Annotated in this window: 17 protein-coding genes and 1 riboswitch; of the genes, 13 read left to right on the forward strand and 4 right to left on the reverse strand. The window is 76.2% G+C overall.

What is annotated here, in order from left to right:
• Positions 1–181 precede the first annotated feature (181 nt).
• Positions 182–2,299: a hypothetical protein gene (locus FJK98_RS19245; RefSeq protein ID WP_240762171.1), complete on the forward strand. Its 2,118-nt coding sequence runs from the start codon at positions 182–184 to the stop codon at positions 2,297–2,299.
• Here the strand turns inward: FJK98_RS19245 and FJK98_RS19250 are convergent.
• The gene (locus tag FJK98_RS19250) at positions 2,245–4,497 is read right to left on the reverse strand and encodes a hypothetical protein (RefSeq protein ID WP_145920257.1); all 2,253 of its coding nucleotides are present in this window, start codon (positions 4,495–4,497) and stop codon (positions 2,245–2,247) included. The genes FJK98_RS19245 and FJK98_RS19250 overlap by 55 nt on opposite strands.
• A gap of 190 nt (positions 4,498–4,687) precedes the next feature.
• On the opposite strand from FJK98_RS19250, the gene FJK98_RS19255 reads away from it, so the two are divergent.
• A complete protein-coding gene (locus FJK98_RS19255) occupies positions 4,688–5,173 on the forward strand; it encodes a hypothetical protein (RefSeq protein WP_145920258.1) in 486 nt (161 codons plus the stop codon).
• A 250-nt stretch (positions 5,174–5,423) separates the two neighbouring features.
• On the opposite strand, the gene pdxY is transcribed toward FJK98_RS19255, so the two are convergent.
• The gene (gene pdxY / locus FJK98_RS19260) at positions 5,424–6,275 is read right to left on the reverse strand and encodes a pyridoxal kinase PdxY (protein ID WP_145920259.1); all 852 of its coding nucleotides are present in this window, start codon (positions 6,273–6,275) and stop codon (positions 5,424–5,426) included.
• A gap of 143 nt (positions 6,276–6,418) precedes the next feature.
• The gene (locus FJK98_RS19265; RefSeq protein ID WP_145920260.1) at positions 6,419–8,506 is read right to left on the reverse strand and encodes a copper resistance protein CopC; all 2,088 of its coding nucleotides are present in this window, start codon (positions 8,504–8,506) and stop codon (positions 6,419–6,421) included.
• 329 nt (positions 8,507–8,835) lie between these two features.
• Between FJK98_RS19265 and FJK98_RS19270 the strand changes: the two genes are divergently transcribed.
• From FJK98_RS19270 to FJK98_RS19320, 11 genes are all read left to right on the forward strand, one after another.
• Positions 8,836–9,405, forward strand: coding sequence for a sigma-70 family RNA polymerase sigma factor (locus FJK98_RS19270; RefSeq protein WP_145920261.1), 570 nt, complete (start codon positions 8,836–8,838; stop codon positions 9,403–9,405).
• A 76-nt stretch (positions 9,406–9,481) separates the two neighbouring features.
• Positions 9,482–10,321: a zf-HC2 domain-containing protein gene (locus FJK98_RS19275; protein ID WP_145920262.1), complete on the forward strand. Its 840-nt coding sequence runs from the start codon at positions 9,482–9,484 to the stop codon at positions 10,319–10,321.
• A 165-nt stretch (positions 10,322–10,486) separates the two neighbouring features.
• Positions 10,487–11,104, forward strand: a complete 618-nt coding sequence (locus tag FJK98_RS19280; RefSeq protein ID WP_145920263.1) for a copper chaperone PCu(A)C — start codon at positions 10,487–10,489, stop codon at positions 11,102–11,104.
• 23 nt (positions 11,105–11,127) lie between these two features.
• A complete protein-coding gene (locus tag FJK98_RS19285) occupies positions 11,128–12,336 on the forward strand; it encodes a Dyp-type peroxidase (protein WP_145922879.1) in 1,209 nt (402 codons plus the stop codon).
• A gap of 8 nt (positions 12,337–12,344) precedes the next feature.
• A complete protein-coding gene (locus FJK98_RS19290; protein WP_145920264.1) occupies positions 12,345–12,917 on the forward strand; it encodes a copper resistance CopC family protein in 573 nt (190 codons plus the stop codon).
• Between the two features lie 238 nt (positions 12,918–13,155).
• On the forward strand, positions 13,156–14,622 hold the full coding sequence (locus tag FJK98_RS19295) for a PepSY domain-containing protein (protein ID WP_145920265.1): 1,467 nt from the start codon (positions 13,156–13,158) through the stop codon (positions 14,620–14,622).
• A 102-nt stretch (positions 14,623–14,724) separates the two neighbouring features.
• A riboswitch (cobalamin riboswitch) is annotated at positions 14,725–14,793 on the forward strand.
• Between the two features lie 60 nt (positions 14,794–14,853).
• Positions 14,854–15,057, forward strand: a complete 204-nt coding sequence (locus FJK98_RS19300; RefSeq protein ID WP_088644932.1) for a CbtB-domain containing protein — start codon at positions 14,854–14,856, stop codon at positions 15,055–15,057.
• Positions 15,048–15,851 (forward strand): CbtA family protein, encoded by an 804-nt coding sequence (locus FJK98_RS19305; protein ID WP_145920266.1) that lies wholly within the window; start codon positions 15,048–15,050, stop codon positions 15,849–15,851. Before FJK98_RS19300 ends, FJK98_RS19305 begins: the two co-directional genes overlap by 10 nt.
• A complete protein-coding gene (locus tag FJK98_RS19310; protein ID WP_145920267.1) occupies positions 15,848–16,456 on the forward strand; it encodes a histidine phosphatase family protein in 609 nt (202 codons plus the stop codon). The genes FJK98_RS19305 and FJK98_RS19310 overlap by 4 nt, the downstream gene beginning before the upstream one ends.
• A gap of 64 nt (positions 16,457–16,520) precedes the next feature.
• Positions 16,521–17,240, forward strand: coding sequence for a TOPRIM nucleotidyl transferase/hydrolase domain-containing protein (locus tag FJK98_RS19315; protein ID WP_205789052.1), 720 nt, complete (start codon positions 16,521–16,523; stop codon positions 17,238–17,240).
• A 10-nt stretch (positions 17,241–17,250) separates the two neighbouring features.
• The gene (locus FJK98_RS19320) at positions 17,251–18,018 is read left to right on the forward strand and encodes an ankyrin repeat domain-containing protein (protein WP_145920268.1); all 768 of its coding nucleotides are present in this window, start codon (positions 17,251–17,253) and stop codon (positions 18,016–18,018) included.
• Positions 18,019–18,068: 50 nt separating this feature from the next.
• Here the strand turns inward: FJK98_RS19320 and FJK98_RS19325 are convergent, their stop codons facing one another.
• Positions 18,069–18,683: a dihydrofolate reductase family protein gene (locus tag FJK98_RS19325; protein WP_145920269.1), complete on the reverse strand. Its 615-nt coding sequence runs from the start codon at positions 18,681–18,683 to the stop codon at positions 18,069–18,071.
• Positions 18,684–18,780: the final 97 nt, after the last annotated feature.

Here is an 18,780-nt window from a genome sequence, read left to right on the forward strand (position 1 = left end):
TTCCATGATCCTCGTCATGAGGTCAGCCGAGGGTACCGGCCGCCGATGACGGGAACATCTCCTCGGGCCGTCCCCCGGTGGAGACGGGTGACCGGCAGGCGGACGTCCGTCCACCACCGACGGTGGCGACGAACGGCGGGCCGGGCGATCAGGTGCCGGTGGAGACGAAGGTGGGGCGGCGGTGAACGGGCTCGGGCGCACGGCGGAGCCGGCGGGCGGCAACGGCTTGGACCGGGTGCCGGCCACCCGCCGCTTCGACCCGCGCCGGCACCGCCGCATCGCCGGCCTGTACGACCTCTGGCTGGCCCCGGGCCCCGGCGGACGACTGGTGGTGCCCACCGCCCCCGGCCGGCCGCTCGACGCGCGGGCCGTCGCCACCCTGGTCCGGCACGGCGCGGACGCGGCGCAGGACGTCCGGATCCTCGCCGACGACGGGGCCCGGCACCTCGACCTGTTCACCGAGGTGGCCGGGCTGCTCGGGCACGACGTGCTGGTCAGCCCGGACGGCTCGGACATCAGGCACACCATCGACCGGTCGGCCACCGGCCCCGCCCGGCCGGCCCCCGACAGCGGGCCACTGGACGCGGTGCCGCTGGACCGGGTGACCCGCCAGCCGATGGACTGGCTCGTGCTCCAGCCACCGGATCTCGCCACCTCCCTGCCCGGCTGGTTCGCGGTGGACGACGGGCTGGTCCGTCCCCGTACCGGGGTGGTGGGGTTGCCGCTGCCGGACGGCCTCGCCCTGGCCACCAGGGCCGACTTCGTGACCAGGCGGGCCACCGCGCACCGCCTCGGCGCGTCGACCGGGGTGGTCACCGTCGCCGTCACCGCCCGCTCCGGCGGCTTCCTCGTCGGCACCTACAGCGGCACCCAGGACGTGCACAGCGGCGGGCAGCTCGCCGCGCTCCTCGGCGACCTGCCGCTCTACGGCGCCGACCTGCGGCTCTGGTTGACCTGGCCGTCCGACGCCGACGAGCAGGCCCGGCTCGTCGCGGAGGTGGCCGAGCTGGCCGAGACGACCGGGGCCACCGTCTGGACCCCGCCCGCAGGCGGCCGGGCCGAGCTGATCGACGACCGGCGTGACCTGCGGGCGTTCGACCCGACGGGCGCGGTCGCCGCGTGGCAGGCACACCGACCGAGGTACGCCGACGGCCCGTCGACCCTGGACGCGACCCCCGAGGGGCTGCTGGTGTCCCGGCGGGACCGGGAACGGATCGTGGTCGCCTCCCCCGCCGCCGGGGTCGTCGACAGCGGGCCGGCCGACGGGCACCCGGCACCGGCCCGCGTCGACGATCCGACCCCCGGACCGGACGGCACCGCCGCTTCCTCCCCGGCCGACGTGACCGCCCCGACGCCGGTCGGCGACGACGCCGGGGCGGCGGAACAGCCGGCCGTGCCCCTCCCCCGGCCCGCCCTGGTCACCGAGAGCCGCCGCGCGGCCGACTACGGCCCACCCTGGTTGCGGCGCGGCCAGCAGGTCAACGCCGCGACGTTCGAGGCGTACGTCCTCGTCGAGGGTGATCCGGCGCGGGCGGTCGGCGACGGGGTGCCCGGCGTCGAGTTGTTCGTGGCCGCGTTCCTCGATCCCCGGTCGGCCCCGGCCGGCAGCGACCTGCTGCGGGTGCGGATCTCCCCGGGCGGCGCGATCCCGATGGCGGTGCTGCGGGCGCACGTGCCGGCGCGGTTCAAGTACGTCCTGGGCAGCCCCGACACCTACCTGCTGCCGGCCGCCCGGCTGGACCGGGTCCGACTGGTGGGCGGCTTCCGCTCCGACGGGTTCAGCCGGCTGCTGCCCACCGTGGACGCCGACGGCGAACCCCTGCGGATCCGTGCCGCGCCCACCAACCGGTCGGTCGCCGGGATGCCGAACGACGTCCGCCGCTGGCCCGGCTTCGGCACCCGGCAGGCGTACGCGCTGCTGCCGGCCCGGTCCCGGGGGCTGCCCCGGGGCTGGTTGCCGCTCTACCAGCAGCGGCCGGTGGCCCGGCCGGGCCGGCTGCTGGTGGAGGTCCGGGTGCCGGCGGGACGCACCGTCGACGTCGGGGCCACCCACACCATGCTGGCCGGGCTGACCCTGGTCCGGACCAGGGTGGACCGGCTGCACCGGGCCGGGGTGGACCTGGTCCTCGGCAGCCGCTCGTACGACCGGATCGTGGTGCAGCGCGCCTTCCGGGCGCAGGCGGGCGGGTGGCAGCGGATCGGGGAGGTCACCCCGGGGCCGTTGCCGTCCGCCGTCGCCGGCCTTCAGTCCGCCGTACCGGCCCGGGTGGTGGACCCGCCGTCGACCGGGGACACCTGAACCGACCACCGGCCGGCCGGCACCGGTCCGATCACCACCGGCACGCACCGCCCCCCGGTGTCCGTGGCGAGTCGCCGTGCCCCGGCCAGCTCCGCACCGGCCAGGCCCGGGGTGAACACCACGTACGGCGCGGGCGGATCGACGCCGGGGGCGGTCGCCGCCGGGAGCCCCGACAGTGGACGGCAACCCTCCGGGGCCTGCCCGCCGAGCACGTCGCCCACCGTGGCCACGCCGATCCCGCCGGCCCGCAGCCTCCGGGCGAACAGGGCGGCCGTCTGCCGGCAGTCGTCGGTGTCGCCGACCAGGGTGAGCACGTCGGGCGCCCGTCCCAGGTCGACGTGCAACCGCCACGGCCCCAGGTGGCCCAGCACCAGGGGCAGGGTCGCCGGGGGCGCGGCCTCGTCCGGGCCGAGCCAGGCGTACGCGGGCGCGCCCCGGCCCGCCGCGACCCCGACCAGCCTGACCCGGATCGGCCCGAGTTCGGTCGCCAGCTCGGTGCTCAGGTACGGGACCTCGTTGCCGGTCGGCACCGCCGGACGCGGCAGCTCCACCCCGACCCACGCACCGTCGGTCCCGGTGGGTGCCACGCCGGCCGACGCGGCGGTAATCCCGGTGGATGCCGTCGCGGTCGGTGCGGCGACGGTCCCGGTCGACTGCGGCGTCGGGGCCGACGGCACCGCCGGAGCCGGGCCAGCCGGCGGCTGCGGGACGGCCGACGGCGCTGACCGGACGACCGCCGAGGGGACGGCCTGCGGCTGCGGTGGGACGGCCGGTAGGTCGACCGGGGTCGGTCGGGGTGGTGCCGACTGTGGTGCCCGGGGCGGCCAGACCGGCTTCACGGGCAGCCCGCCCGCCGTCGCCGGGGGCGACGGTCGGGTACCGGGGCCCGCCGCCTCCGGTGCCGCCACGTCGGTCCCCGGCCCCGGCACGGACTCCGACGCCGGCACGGACGTCGATCCCGGGACCTGTTCCGCCGCCGGGAGTTCCGCCGACCCCGGAGCCGACGTAACGGCCCGGCCTGCGGTCGACTCCGGTGGGGACGGCGGCCCCTCGACCGGTTCCGGCACCGGTGGTGCTACCGGCCCCGGCAGTGACGCCGATGCCGGCGCTGCGGTCGGTTCTGGCAGGGAGGCCGGTCCCGGCAGGACGGCCGGGTCCGGGCGGACCGATGCCGGCGGGGGCGCGGCGGCCGGCAGCGGTGCCGGTTCCGCCGCCGGGGGCGACGCCGACGGGGCGGTGGGCCGGACGGCGGTACGCGGTGCCGGCAGGACCACCGACGGCGGCGGGGGCAGGATCGGCGGGGTGACCGCCGGCGGGGCCGGTCGCCGTGCCGGTGCCGTGACCGGCCGGGTGAGCGGCGGTGCCGGCGGGGGCGACGGCATCGCCGCCGACGTCGACGCTGCGGACGACGGGCGGGTGACCGGGGGCGGCGGGGTGTCCCCCTCCTCGGCCACCGGTCCGGCGGCGAGTTCGGCGGGAGTCGGGGTGTGGTGTCGCTGCGGCGGCCACGGCCCGTCGTCCTCCAGCACCAGCCGGCGGGGCCCGCCACGACGCAGCAGCAGCACGGCCACGGCAGCGAAGAAGACCGCCAGCAGCCCGGCGCCGACCCGGATCAGCAGCGGGTCCAGCCCGCCACCGGCCTGCGGAGGGTCGGGGGGCCGGGCGACGGCCCGGGTGGTCGCGGCGGCGGTCCCGGCCGGACGGGAGGGCGCTGCGGAGGACGGGGCCGCCGTACGCGGGGTCGAGCTGGGGCGGGATGGGGTCGAGGCGCGTGGGCTCGGGCTGGCCGGAGCCGGTGACCGTGGGCCCAGTTGCGGCAGCCGGCCGATCCGTACCCCCTGGCCCTGTGCGTCCTTGGGCAGCACGAGCCGCCAGCCGGGGCGCAGGACCACCCCGTCGGTGAACGTCTCGCCGTCGGGCTGGACCCGGCCGACGTTGAGTTCGACGATCTCCCGGAACCGGTTGCCGTTACCGAGGGTACGCAGCGCGATGGCGTAGAGGTACTCCCGTTGCCCGTCGACGGGTGGCCCGACGACGTAGTACCGACCGGTTTCGGCCGGCACCGCGCGGACCGGCCGTACCGCACCCACCGGTTGCGTCACGCCCGCCGGCTGTGCCGCCTGCGCCGGCTGTGCCGCCACGAGCAGCGCGATCCCGGCCAGCAGCACCGTGACAAAGGCCCGCCGCATCCCCACCATCGCTTTCCACACCCTCGGTCCCACCGACATCCTCCCGTCCCGGCCCCCTTATACGAACCGGGGTGCCGACGGTTCAACCCGGGCCGGATCGTCCTGCGGGGCGGGCGCCGGTGCGCGCGGGGTCGTCCCGTCCGGCCGGTGGCACGCCGCCCGCGCGCACCGCGTCCGACGGTCATGCCAGGATGTGGCGATGTCGTACCCCCCTCAGCCGTCGTACCCGTCCGCGCCCGGCCCCGTCGCGCCGCTGATCGCCTACCCGCAGCCGATCCCCCCGCCGCCGGGGCACGCCGTGCTGGCCGTCTCGGTCAACCGGGGTCCGTATCTGGTGCCCGTCCCGTCCACCAGCCGTTTCAAGGTCGACAGACGGTTGGTGTCGATCCCCGGCGAGGGAACCTGGTACGTGGCCGTGCCGGCCGGGGCGCACGACATCCGTTACACGGACTTCATGGGCATCCCGATCGTCACCACCGCGCTCACCGTCCAGCCCGGAATGGTCTACCCGCTGTCGTTCCGCTTCGGCGGTTGGCGCAACCGGGTCCACGACGGGCAGGGCACCGACGTGACGAAGTTCGGGATGTGGTCGAACTACAGCATCCTGCTCGTCACGCTGGCCGTGCTGGGGGTGCTCTGCTGCGGGGGCTTCGGCCTGATCAGCACGCTCTCGACCTCCCCCTGAGCCGACCGGGGTCGGCCGGTCACCCGGGGCGGGGCGACCACCGGCCGGAGGCGGGGCGCGACCCGGTCCCGGGTGCGTTGGAGCAGCACCACGCTGACCAGCACCTGCCGGCCGCCGGCCGGGCCGGTGACCCGGTCACCGCCGACCGGTGAGGGCGCGCCGGGTCACCACCGCACCGCCGGTCGGACCGCGGCCGGGCCGGGCAGGGGGGTGCCGGTCGGGTGGCCGCCCGGACGCCGGGCCACGGGGGTCAGCGCAGCCGGCGGGCGGTGAACCGGGCCGGCGGGTCGGCGATGGCGTCCTGGGCGGCGACCAGTTGGATCTCCCGGGTGCCTGCGGCGAGGGTCCGCTCCAGCACGGTGAAGACCGAGGCGATGGTGCGTTCCAGCGCGATCGCGGGTGAGCCCGTCGTGCGCAGGTGGGCCAGGTAGAGCGCGGCGGTGACGTCGCCACCGCCGTTGGGGTTGATCGGCAGCAGCGGCGTGGTCACCGCCCAGGCGCCCTCGTCCGAGACGGCCACCACCTCCAGCGAACCGGCCGGCACGTCGTCGTGCAGCACGCTGGTCACCAGGACGTCCCGGGGCCCGGTGGCACGGACCACGTCGACGGCGTCCAGCACGGCGGTCAGCGAGGTGGTCGTCCGGCCGGCGAGGAAGTCCAGCTCGAAGTGGTTCGGGGTGATGATGTCGGCGCGCGGGACCACCACGTCCCGCAGGTACTCCGGAATGCCGGGCCGGACGAACATCCCCCGGCCCGTGTCGCCCATCACCGGGTCGCAGCAGTACACCGCGTCCGGGTTGGCCGCCCGGACCCGGTCGGCCGCGGCGAGGATGACCGCGCCCATCGCCGGGTCGCCCTGGTAGCCCGACAGCACCGCGTCGGCGGTGCCGAGCACCCCCCGGTCGGCGATGCCCTCGATCACCTCCGCCACGTCGGCCGGGGCCAGCAGCGGCCCGCGCCACGCGCCGTACCCGGTGTGGTTGGAGAAGTGCACGGTCAGCACCGGCCAGACCTCGTGCCCGAGGCGCTGGAGGGGGAACACGGCCGCCGAGTTGCCGACGTGGCCGTAGGCGACCGAGGACTGGATGGACAGGATCTTCACCGGCTCATCATGGCCGTTCCCCCCGACACCCCGGGGGCGGGCCCACCGATTCACCCCCGCGTCGTCGACCTCCCGGGGTCGGGCCGGGCTGTCGCGGTTGCGGCCGACCCCGGCGGCGTACGCGGGGTCGGCCGCAACCGCGCTCAGGTCAGATCGAGGGTGTACTGCGCGGTGTGCACCTTCCCGTCGACCTGGAAGTCGAAGAACGCCCGGTAGCGGCCCGCGCTCGGGGCGGTCAGCCAGAACCGCACCGTCCCGTCCACCAGTTCCTGGTCCGGGTGGACGTGCACGTAGCCCAGGTCGCCCTCGCGCACCACCACCAGGTGCCCGTACGCCCCCAGGTAGCGCTCCAGGCGGGCCGGGTCGACGCCGTCGAGCCGGAAGGACAGCGGCACGGTCACCCCGACCGTGGGGGCGCCGCCCATCGTCACCGTGAACGGTCCGGCCGTCGACTGCGACGCGGCCGGCGGCAGCGGGACCGGGGTGTGCGCGCCGGGTACCTGGTGGTCGACCCCCAGCACCAGCGGGACCGTGGTGCCGTCGACGCCGGTCACCGAGAAGTCGGCATAGATCCGGTAGCCGCCGGGCCGGGTCAGCGTCAGCGGGACGCTCCAGGTGCCGTCCGACGCCATGGTCGGGTGCAGGTGCTGGTAGCCGCTCAGGTCCCGCCCCACCACGACCAGGTGCAGCGGCTTGTCGTGGACGACCGCGAACCGGGTCGCCGGTTTGCCGTCCGCGCCGACGACGCGGAACCGGTAGTCGGCGCGTGCGCCCGCCGGCTGGGTCCGGGCCGCCGGCTGGAGGGTGTAGCCCCCGGCGTTGACCGACAGCCCGGTCACCTGTGCCTGGGCTCCACCGGCGTCGCCGGGATGGGTGTGCGCCCCGGTGCCGGGCCCGTGCTGGTGCCCGTCCCCGGCCGCCAGCGCCGCACCGGTGGCCGGCGGGGCGGCGGTGGTGCTGTCGGTGGGCCGGGCACCGGAGCCGATCCGGCCGAGCCCGAAGCCCGCGAGCAGGGCCACCACCAGCCCTCCGACCAGCAACGCGAGACCCGTGTTGCCCAGTCGACCCCCGGGGGTCGGCGCGGCTCCGGCCGGGGTGGACACCGTCCCGTCGGCGTCGGACGTCGTCGCTGCGGATGCCGTTCCCTCGGTGCCGGAGACGCTCCCGTCAGCTGCGGCACCGGCCGTGACCGGTGCCGCCTGCGTCGTGGCGGGTGCCGCGCCGGCGGTGGCCCGGGTCGCCTGCGTCGTCGCGGATGCCGCCCTGGCCGTGGCCCGGGTCGCCGGCGCCGGGGTCGTCCCGGTCCTGGTGGGTGTCGGCACCGGTGCGGTGACCACCGCACGCGGGGCGGCGGCGGGTCGGGCCGCCTTCCGGCCACCGCCCGCCGTCTTCGACCGGTTGACGCGGGCACCCGCACCGGGCCGGCCGGCCGTCCCCCGGGTACGCGCTCGACCGGCGGACCGGCCGGCGGGCCGGGTCGCCGGCACCGGGCGACGCCGCCACGCCGCGAAGCCGACCGCCGCCGCGACCAGCACCGCTCCGCCGGTCCAGGCCAGCCATCCGAGGCCGCCCTCGTCGTCGTCGGGGGCGGCGGCCGGTGGGGAGGCCGGCCCGGCGGCGGTCGCCGGGGCGGTCGGCACCGCGGAGGCCGACGGGCCGGCGGCGTGGCCGGAGGTGGCATGCTGTTCGGCGGCGGCCACCAGCGCCGGGTCCGGCTGGTCGACCGGGGGCTGCCAGCCGGACGGCGCGGCGGTCGCCGGTCCGGTGTAGCGGAAGGTCATGGTGCCCCGGACCGGCTCGCCGTCGGAGGCCACCGACAGGTAGCTGACCGCGTACTGGCCGGCCGCCGGCAGGTGGGCCAGCGTCACCACCGCCGGGTAGCCGGTGCTGTACTCCTTCGGCTCGAACTTGCCGTCGACCAGCAGGTACTCCCGGACCGGCTTGTCCAGGGGGCGGGGGGTGCCGTGCCGCCAGCCGTTGTCGACGCGGCCACCGCCGGGCCCGGTCACGGTGAAGTACGCGTTCGCCGCGACCTGCTCGGTGAAGTACAACTCCACCGTCGTCAGCGGCTCGGCCACCGTGGCGTTGGCCGCCGGGGTGGACATCGCCAGCGTGCCGTGCGCCTGCGCCGGGGCGGTGGGCAGCAGGACCACCGCCACGGCGAACACGAGGGCGAGCAGGCCGGCGAGGGTACGCCCGGCGGGTCCGGTGGCTGGAGGGGGACAGCGCATCGGATCATCCTCACGAAGAGCGGACTTCAATCAATAGTTCACTAACTTTTTACGCAGATAGCAAAAGTTTTGGCTACGGCGTCCCAACCTGAGGCCAGGATGATCAAAACTCGTCCACGGCTGCGCACCCCGTGCCCGGCTGGTCACGATGGGCCTCCGGTCCCGACACCCGGTACGGATGATCCGCCGACGCTTCCCGTCCGTACCAGTGGGCGGGGGTGACGCCGGGTATGCCGTACGCTCACCCGGGACCTACTACACCCCGTCGTTACCGTTGACGGACGACGACGGAGCACGGCAGGCGGCAGAACCGGACACGGAGGTGGCAGGTGGGCGACGACGACGCGGAGATCACCGCGTGGGCGCTGGCCGCCGGTCGGGGTGACCGGGAGGCCGCGGCCCGCTTCATCCGGGCCACCCAGCAGCACGTACGACGGTTCGTCGCGCACCTGATCAGCCCGGCCGAGGCCGACGACCTCACCCAGGAGACGTACCTGCGGGCGATGCGGTCGCTGCCGTCGTTCGCCGCCCGCTCGTCGGCCCGTACCTGGCTGCTCGGCATCGCCCGCCGGACCGCCGTCGACCACGTCCGGGCCGCCACGTCGCGTCCGCGTACGGTGCCGCTGTCCGAGTGGCACGACACGCCCGACACCCGGGGCAGCGGCTTCGACGGCGAGGTGGTCCTCAACGACCTGCTGCTGGCCCTGCCCGCCGACCGGCGGGAGGCCTTCGTCGCCACCCAGGTCCTCGGCCTGTCCTACGCCGAGGCGGCCGAGGTGTGCGGCTGCCCGGTCGGCACCATCCGGTCCCGGGTCGCCCGGGCCCGCGAGGACCTCGTCGCGGCGGTCGAGGGGAACCCTCAGGCGATCCGTCGCCGGCCGGGAAGCGCCGCCGGCTGACCGCCGACCCGGGCGGCGACCGTGCCCGGGGAGAGACCGCGGGAACCACCACGCCCTGCCGGCCGACTACCCGTACATGGGGTGTGAGCAGTGGCGGGAGATCCTGTCGGCACAGTTGGACGGCGAGGAGACCCCCGCCGAGCGGATCGCGGCGGACGCGCACCTGGACGGGTGCGCGGACTGCCGGGTCTGGTGTGACCGGGCCGCGACGGTGACCCGGCGGTCCCGCCTGACGCTCTCCACCGCCGACCGCTGCGAAGCGACGGTCGACACACCCCACCGGCTACGGTCGGCGACCGCCGTCCCGGCAGGGCCGGAGCCGGGAGCCACGGCGGCCGGTCCCGATCTCGCCGACGTCGTGCTGGCCGCCCTCCCCGCCCCCCGCCGGCTGCGGGACCGGCTCGTGCCGGGCCTGCGCACCGGGCTGGCCCTCATCGGCGCCCTGCAACTGGTGCTGGGGCTGGCCCAGGTCGGCCGGGGCCCGGCCACCGGGCACGCCCACGGCGCGCTCGACACGTTGGCGTCCGGGCACCTGTGGCACGAGTCGGCCGCGTGGAACATCGCCGTCGGCGCGGGTTTCCTCTTCGTGGCCGCCCGGCGCACCCCGACCGGGGGGCTGCTGCCGATGTTGAGCGCCTTCGTCGCCGCGCTCGTGCTGCTCTCGGCCAACGACCTGGTCACCGGCCGGGTGGGGCCGACCCGGCTGGTCAGTCACGGGTTCCTGCTCACCGGCTATCTGATCGTGGTCGCGCTGTCCCGGCCCCGGCTGTGGCCGGACGGCCCGGCCGGACGTGGCCGGGGCGACCGGCCCGCCTGGCGGCTGCGCGCGGACGACGTACCCGCCGCCGCCCCGACGTTGCGCCTGCTGCCGCCGCACGCGGGCTCGGCGCGGACCCGCGACCGGTCGGCCGCCTGACCCGGACGCCCGGCCCGGTGCCGCCGCCCGCAGGGCGGCGACGGCCGACGACGGCGGGACGGCCCGCCCGGTCACCCGGCGGGGCACAATCCCGACCGGCCGGAACTTTCGGTGAGCGGTGACCGACCAACGGGACAGAGCATCAGCACAACGGAGGAAGAACCCATGCGTCCCACCGGTCCACTCGGCGCGAATCGACGCGCGCCCGTCGTCTTCGCCGCCGTCACCGCCGCCCTGCTGGCGGTCGGCACCGCCGGCTGCGGCCCGGCCGACCCGGCGTCGGGCACCCGGGCGGGCGTCTCGGCCCCGGCGAGCACCCCCGCCGGGGTGATCGGCATCCGGGACCCGTGGGTGAAGGCGGCCGACAAGGGCATGACGGCGGCCTTCGGGACGCTGGTCAACGACAGCGACACCGACGTCACGCTCACCGGCGCCACCACCGCCGTGTCGGCGCTGGAACTGCACGAGATGACCATGCAGGACGGCAAGATGGTCATGCGGCAGAAGCAGGGCGGCATCGTGATCAGGGCGAAGGGCACCCACGTGTTGGAGCCCGGCGGCGACCACCTGATGCTGATGGACCTCCGCCGGCCGGTGCGGGCCGGCGACGAGGTCACCGTGACCCTCACCTTCGCCGACGGCCGGACCCAGCAGTTCACCGCCGTGGCCAAGCCGTTCACCGGGGCGCAGGAGAGCTACGCCCCCGGCCACGGCGCACCCGCGACGCAGCCGAGCGGGCAGCCGGAGATGAGCGGACAGCCGACGACCGGCCCGACGTCGTGACCGGACACCCGGGCGTCCGCGCGGTGAGCCGGCGTGGCCTGCTCGCCGGGGGGACCCTGGCCGCAGGGGGCGCGCTGGTCGGCGGCGCGGTGGTCGGCGCCGGGCGGGACGGGCCGACCGACGGGCCGGGCGCGCCGCAGCCGAGTCCGGTGGCGGCCGTCGGTGGCCTGGTCGAGCCGTTCCACGGGCCCCGGCAGGCGGGGGTGGCCACCGAACCGCAGGCCCACGCCGCGTTCGTCGCGTTCACCCTGCGACCGGGAACCGACCGGGCGGCGTTGGGCCGGCTGCTGCGGCTGCTCAGCGACGACGCCGCCCGGCTCACCCAGGGCCGACCGGCGTTGGCCGACACCGAGGCCGAACTCGGGCTGCTGCCGGCGCGGCTGACCGTGACCTTCGGTTTCGGTCCCGGCCTGTACCGGGCCGCGGGCGTCGACGACCGGCGGCCACCGTCGGTGGCCGACCTGCCGGCGTTGCGGATCGACCGGCTCCAACCGGCCTGGTCCGGTGGGGACCTGCTGGTGCAGATCTGCGCCGACGACGCGGTCACCGTCGCGCACGCCCAGCGGGTGCTGGTCAAGGACAGCCGGCCCTTCGCCACCGTCCGCTGGGTGCAGCAGGGCTTCCGGCGCAGCCCCGGCGTCGAGCCCGCCGGGCACACCCAACGCAACCTGTTCGGCCAGCTCGACGGCACCGCCAACCCCCGCCCCGGCGTCGCGTTGGACACCGCCGTCTGGGTGCCCGACGGTGCGGACTGGCTCCGCGACAGCACCACCCTGGTGGTCCGCCGGATCAGCATGAACCTGGAGACCTGGGACCTGCTCGGCCGTACCGACCGGGAACTCGCCGTCGGCCGCCGGCTCGACACCGGCGCCCCGCTCACCGGGACCGGCGAACACGACGAACCCGACTTCGCCGCCGTCGGCGACGACGGGCTCACCGTCATCCCCGACTTTTCCCACCTCACCCGGGCCCGGGTCACCGACGACCGGTTGAAGATCCTGCGCCGCCCGTACAACTACGACGGCACGCCCACCCCGCAGGGGCACGCCGACAGTGGCCTGATCTTCGCCTCGTACCAGGCCGACGTCACCGCACAGTTCCTGCCCATCCAACGTCGACTCGCCGACCGGGATCTGCTCAACGAGTGGACCACGCCGATCGGCTCCGCCGTCTTCGCCGTCCCGCCCGGCTGCCCGCCCGACGGGTGGATCGGCCAGCAGGTCCTCGGGTGAGCCGGCCCATGACGACCACGTCACCGTCCCGCCGGGCCGCCGGCCGGTTCGTCGCCGCGCTGCTGGCCGGCGTCCTGACCCTGTTCGTCGCCGCCACGCCGGCCCGGGCGCACAACGGCCTGCGGTCCGCCTCGCCGGCCCGGGACGCGACGCTGACCCGCGCGCCCACCGCGATCACGCTGGAGTTCCTGGCCCGGCTCGACCCGACATTCACCACCATCGTGCTCACCGACGGGACGAAACGACGAGTCCCCACCGGAGATCCGGTGGTTTCCGGCGCGACGGGTAGCGTCCGGGTGACCGGTCCCCTGCCCAACGGGACGTACACCGTCGCGTACCGGGTGGTCTCCGCCGACGGGCACCCGGTGCAGGGGTCGTACCCGTTCACCGTGGCGGACCCGGCCGGCCCGGCCGCGCCGTCGGCCGGCCCGGCCACCGCGTCGGCCGCGCCGGCCGCCGCGCTCGCGTCGGGGCGCGGCGGCGGCCGGGCCACCGTCGTCGGTGTCGCCGGCAGCGTGCTGGTCGTCCTGCTGGCGGCGGCGGCCGTGCTGGGTCGGCGACGCCGGTCGCCGCGCCCCTGAGGCCACCCTCCGCCGGTACGCCGCAGGCGCTTGCGGCCCCGCAGACCCGGTGCCGGTCCACCTTCGAGACGTCCGCCGTGGACCGGAGACGTCGCCGTCCCGGCCGGACATGTGCCGGGAACCGCAGGGACGTCCGCTGCGACTACCTCACCGGGCGACGCCGACCGTACGGACACCGGCTGACCCGCAAGCACGGGGCGACCATCGGATACATCCCGACACATCTGATCGGATGAATATGTCTGTCACTGAGTTGTCCGACCCGCCGAGGCCGGAACCCGCGTCATCCGCCGCCCCGCCCGCCCGGCCGGCCCGGGGCGCGTCCCCGTTCGGCGCGCTGCTGCTGCGGCTGCACTTCTACGCCGGCGTCCTGGTCGCGCCGTTCCTGGTGGTCGCCGCGTTGACCGGGCTCGCCTACACGGTGGCCCCGCAGGTGGACGCGGCGCTCTACGGCGACCGGTTGACCGTGACGCAGGTGGGTGAGCGCCCGTTGCCGGTGGCCGACCAGGTCGGGGCGGCCCGCAACGCCCACCCGGAGGGCAGCGTCAGCGCGGTGCAGCCCGGCACCGGTGACCGGACCACGAAGGTGGTGTTCACCGTGCCGGAACTGGCGGACAGGCAGCACACCGTGTACGTCGACCCGTACACCGGCCGGGTGCAGGGACAGCTCACCACCTGGTTCGGGTCCACACCGGCCACCACCTGGCTGGACGACCTGCACCGCAACCTGCACCTGGGCACGGTCGGCCGGCACTACTCGGAGCTGGCCGCGAGCTGGCTGTGGGTGCTCGCGCTCGGCGGGGTGGTGCTGTGGTGGCGTCGCCGCCGCGCCTCCCGGGCCACCGCGCGGCACCTGCTCGTACCGGACCTGACCGCCGCCCGGGGGGTACGGCGGACCCGGGGCTGGCACGCCACCACCGGAATCTGGCTCACCGTCGGCCTGCTGTTCCTCGCGGCCACCGGGTTGACCTGGTCCCGGTACGCCGGGGCGAACTTCGGCGCCGGTCTCGACGCGCTCGACGCCCGCGCCCCGCAGCTCTCCACCGCCCTCGCCGCCGGACCGGGCCCGACCGACACCGGCGGCGGCCACCACGGCGCCGCCGGGGCCGGCGGGGTGGTCGAGTCGGCCGCCTTCGACCGGGTGCTGGCAGCCGCCCGGACGGCCGGGCTGGCCGGACCGGTCGAGATCGCCCCCGGCGCGCCGGGCTCGGCCTGGACGGTCACCCAGGTCGACAACACCTGGCCGGTCGCCAAGGACCGCGTCGCCGTCGACCCCACCGCGGGGACGGTCACCGCCCGCAGCGACTTCGCCGACTGGCCGGTGCTGGCCCAGCTCAGTGGACTCGGCATCCAGGCCCACATGGGGGTGCTCCTCGGCCCGGTCAACCAGGTCCTGCTCGCCGCGCTGGCCCTCGGGCTGCTCTGCGTCATCGTGTGGGGCTACCGGATGTGGTGGCAGCGCCGGCCTACCCGGGCGGACCGGCGGGCCCGCACCGGTACCCCGCCACCCCGGGGTGGCGTACGCGGCCTGCCGTGGTGGGCGGTGCTCGTCGGCGTACCGGTGGTGGCGGCGGTCGGCTGGGCGCTGCCCCTGCTCGGGCTGAGCCTGCTCGCCTTCCTCGTCGTCGACGTCGCCCTGGGCGTGGCGGCCCGACGACGCCGCCGCGACACCGCCCCCGGCTCCCCCGCGCCGGTCGGCGGGTGACGTGCCGGCCCCGGCCGGCACGTCACATTCCCGGGGTGACGATTGACCGGTCGGGGGTCGCGCCGTTACGGTCGACCCACTATCTGCGGCGTCGCGAGGTAAGCCGGTGGGAATCCGGCGCGGTCGCGCCACTGTGAGCGGTTCCGTCGTCGACGGGCCCGCGAGCCAGGACGCTCGGTCGTCCGCAGCCTTGCGATGGGGACGCGTCATCCCCGGGAAGGTTCGAATCCCATGTCGAGTCCCACTCCTGCCCAGCCGCTGGTGCACCCCGTCGGGTCCGCCCGTCTGTGGTGGGCGGCCCTGGCCGTCGTCGGCGTACTCCTGCTGCTCACCTACCTGGTCGCGTTCGACCAGGGTGCGGTCTCGCGCAGCGGCATGTTCCTGCACGAGCTGATGCACGACGGCCGGCACCTGCTCGGTGTCCCGTGCCACTGACCCCTGCCCACAACCCACCCACCTTCGTCACCGTCCTGATCCGCGGGCTGCTCGCCGGTCTCGTCGCCGGCCTGCTCGCGGGGGGTTTCGGCTACCTCGTCGGTGAACCGCGCATCGACGCGGCCATCGCGATCGAGGAGGCCGCCACCCACACCGGGCCGGTGGCCGACGACCACCACGCCGACGACCTGGTCGGTCGGGACGGGCAGCGGTTCGGCCTGTTCCTGGCCACCGGGCTGTTCGGGACGGCGATGGGTGGCCTGCTGGCGACCGCGTACGTGTTGCTGCGCCGACGGTTCCCGGCCGCCGACGACGGCCGGTCGACGTTGCTGCTGGCGGGCGGCGCCCTGCTCGGCCTGGTGCTCGTGCCGTTCGGGAAGTACCCGGCCAATCCCCCGGCGGTCGGCAACCCCGACACCATCGACCAGCGCACCGCCGCCTACCTGGCGTTGGTGGTGCTCGGCCTGGTGGCCGTCTGGGCGGGCACCCTGGGCTACCGGTCGGTCCGCGCGGACGTGCCGCCCTGGCAGCGGTACGGCGCGGCCCTCGGCGGCTTCGTCCTGGTCGTCGGCGTCGGGTACGTCGTCCTGCCGTCGTTCCAGGAGGTGCCGGACGACTTCCCGGCGACGCTGCTGTGGAACTTCCGGCTGGCGTCGCTCGGCACCCAGGTGGTGCTGTGGACCGCCCTCGGTCTGCTGTTCAGCGCCCTGATGAGCCGACGCCCCGGCGGGCCGCGCCCCGACGACCGGGCCCGCGAGCCGCTGACCGGTCAGGGCACCCCGGCCCGCCCGTGACCTCGACCAGCCTGCGGCTGGTCGCCCACGCCCACACCGGCGCGCTACGGCGGGCGGTGTTCGGCTCGGGCGACGACGACCTGGACGAGGGCGGTCGACAGGCCGCTCTCGCCCTGGCCGGTCACGGGCGGACCGGGCCACTGGGCACGGTGGACACCTGCCTGACCAGCCCGGCGACCGCGGCGGTGCAGACCGCGTACGCCCTCGGGTTGCGGCCCACCGTCGAGGCCGCGCTGGCCGACTGCGACTACGCCGGCTGGGCCGGGCGCAGCCTGGCCGACGTCGGGGCGCGGGAGCCCGGGGCGTTGCGACAGTGGTGGGATACGCCCGGGGCGACGCCGCACGGTGGGGAGTCCCTCGCCGCGCTGCGCGACCGGGTCGCCGGCTGGCTCGACGACCGGCTCGGGCCGGGCCGGCGGATCGTCGCGGTGACCCATCCGATGGTGGTCCGGGTGGCGATCGTGCACGCGCTCGGCCTGCCGATGGCCGCCCTGCCCCGGCTGGACGTCGCCCCCCTGGCGGTGGTACGCCTCAGCCGGTACGGCCCCCGGTGGCAGCTCCGGTTCACCGCGCCGGCCGGGCCCGGGGACCGGCACCCACAATGACCGGCCGGTCCGCCTCCGGCGAATCCGGTGGCGGTGCGGGCCGGGTGGTGGCGAGACTCGACGTGTGCCAGAACCGGACCGTTTCCGCGTCGCCGTCCACACCTGGGCGGCCGGCGGCCCGGACTCGGCGCAGGCCGCGGTGCTCGCCCGCCGCCTGGCCGGTGCCGGGCTGACCACGGTGGTGCTCGTCGAGGGGGTCAGCGACCGCGGCGCGGTCGAGGCGCTGGCCGTACGGCGTGGCCGCGACCTGCCCGCCGAGGGCGTCTGCGTGCTGCCGATCGGCGGTGCGACGAGCGTCGGCCGGTTCCTGCGGCTGCTCGGTCCGCCGGGTCTCGGCCTGACCGTCCGGGGGCTGTGCGACGAGGCCGAAGAGGGCTGGTTCCGACGCGGCCTGGAGCAGGTCGGTCTCGGCGTCGACCTGGACCGCCCCGCGATGGAGGCGCTGGGCTTCCCGGTCTGCGTCGCCGACCTGGAGGACGAACTGATCCGCGCGTCGGGTCCCGCCGGAGTCGAGGACGTCCTCGCCGCCGAGGGTGACCTGCCCCGGTTCCGGGTCTTCCAGAACCAGCCCGCCCAGCGCGGCCGGTCCGTCGAGCGGCAACTGCGCCGGTTCCTGGGCACCACCAGCGGCCGCAAGGCCCGGTACGCCGCCGCGCTGGTGCACGCCCTCGACCCGGACCACGTGCCCCGGCCGTTGGACCTGCTGCTTCCCGCCCGACCACACCGCACCGACCGCCCCCCGGACGCACCCGGGCGGCGGGGGCACGGCCGCCGGCCCGGGTAGGGTCGCGCAGATGACCGGTGACCCGCCACTGCTCGCTGCCGACGATCCGCTGGCGGTCGCGGTGACCGGGGCGATCCGCGACGGCGACCTCGCCCGGCTGCGGTCGCTGCTCGACGCGCATCCGGGGTTGGCCGCCGCGCGCATCGCCGACCGGGTCGGCGGGGTCCGAACCCTGCTGCACGTGGTCACCGACTGGCCGGGCCGGTTCCCGCGTGGCGCCGCCACCGTCGCCGCACTGGTCGCCGCCGGTGCCGACGTCGACGCCCGGTTCGCCGGGCCGCACCGGGAGACCCCGCTGCACTGGGCGGCCAGCTGCGACGACGTGGACGTCGTCGACGCGCTGCTGGACGCCGGCGCCGACCTCGAAGCTCCCGGGAGCGTGATCGCCGACGGCACGCCGCTGGCGAACGCGCGGGCCTTCGCCCAGTGGCGGGCGGCGTACCGGCTGGTCGTCCGGGGGGCCCGCACCACCCTCGTCGACGCGGCGACGCTCGGCCTGCACGACCGGGTGGAGCGGGCCTGCACCGGCGACACCCCGCCGACGCCCGACGAGATCGACTGGGCGTTCTGGGGTGCGTGCCACGGCGGGCGGCAGTCCTGCGCCGGGTACCTGTGGGCACGCGGCGCGCGGCTCAACCGGGTACCGCCGTGGGAGCACCGCACCGCCCTGGACGCGGCCGTCCGGCGGGGCGCCACCGAGCTGGTCGGGTGGCTGCGGGCGCGGGGCGCCGTCACCGCCGCCGAGCTGGACCCGCGCCCGCCCGACGCCACCGGCTGACCCGGCACGCCTGTCGCGCGTCACGACGGGACGGCACCGTCGGCAGGGGGCTACTCCCCGGCGGCCAACTGTTCCTTGGCCTCGTCGTAGCCGGCCGCCGCCGGCGCGTCGGTCGGCGCGTAGATCACCCGGATCACCCCGGTCGGGTACACCTCGGTCGTGGTCACCCGCAGGTGGTACGGGGTGTTCCCGTCGTCGAACAGCCTGCGGCCCTTGCGCGCCGCCACCGGGTGCACCAGCAGCCGCAGCTCGTCGACGAGCCCGGCGGCGAGCAGCTGCTGCACCACCGAGATCGAGCCGGGGATGAGGACGCCGCCGACACCGGGGTCGTCACGCAGCGCGGCGACGACGTCGAGGAGGTCACCGTCGAGCACCTCGGAGTTGCGCCAGGGCAGCTCCCTCGCCTGCCGCGTGACGACCACCTTGCGCAGGTCGCCGAGCTGCTTGGCGAAGGGGGCGTCGTCACCGCCGGCGGCCTCCCGGTCGGGCCACGCCCCGGCGAAGCTGTCGTAGGTCTCCCGGCCGAGCAGCAGCACGTCGGCGGTGTCGTAGTCCGCGCTGACGGCCCGCCCCATGTTGTCGTCGAAGTACGGGAAGTGCCAGTCGGGGTCGATCTCGGCCACGCCGTCGGCCGAGATGAACAGCGTGGAGATGACCTTTGCCATCGGGAGGTCCCTTCAGGTCGGTAGCCGGACCGGCCCAGCATCCCAAACTTCCCGATCGGACATCGCCCATCCCCCGGCCGACGGTCCGGCCCGTCGT

This window comes from Micromonospora sp. HM134 (assembly GCF_007833915.1).
Classification (GTDB): domain Bacteria; phylum Actinomycetota; class Actinomycetes; order Mycobacteriales; family Micromonosporaceae; genus Micromonospora; species Micromonospora wenchangensis.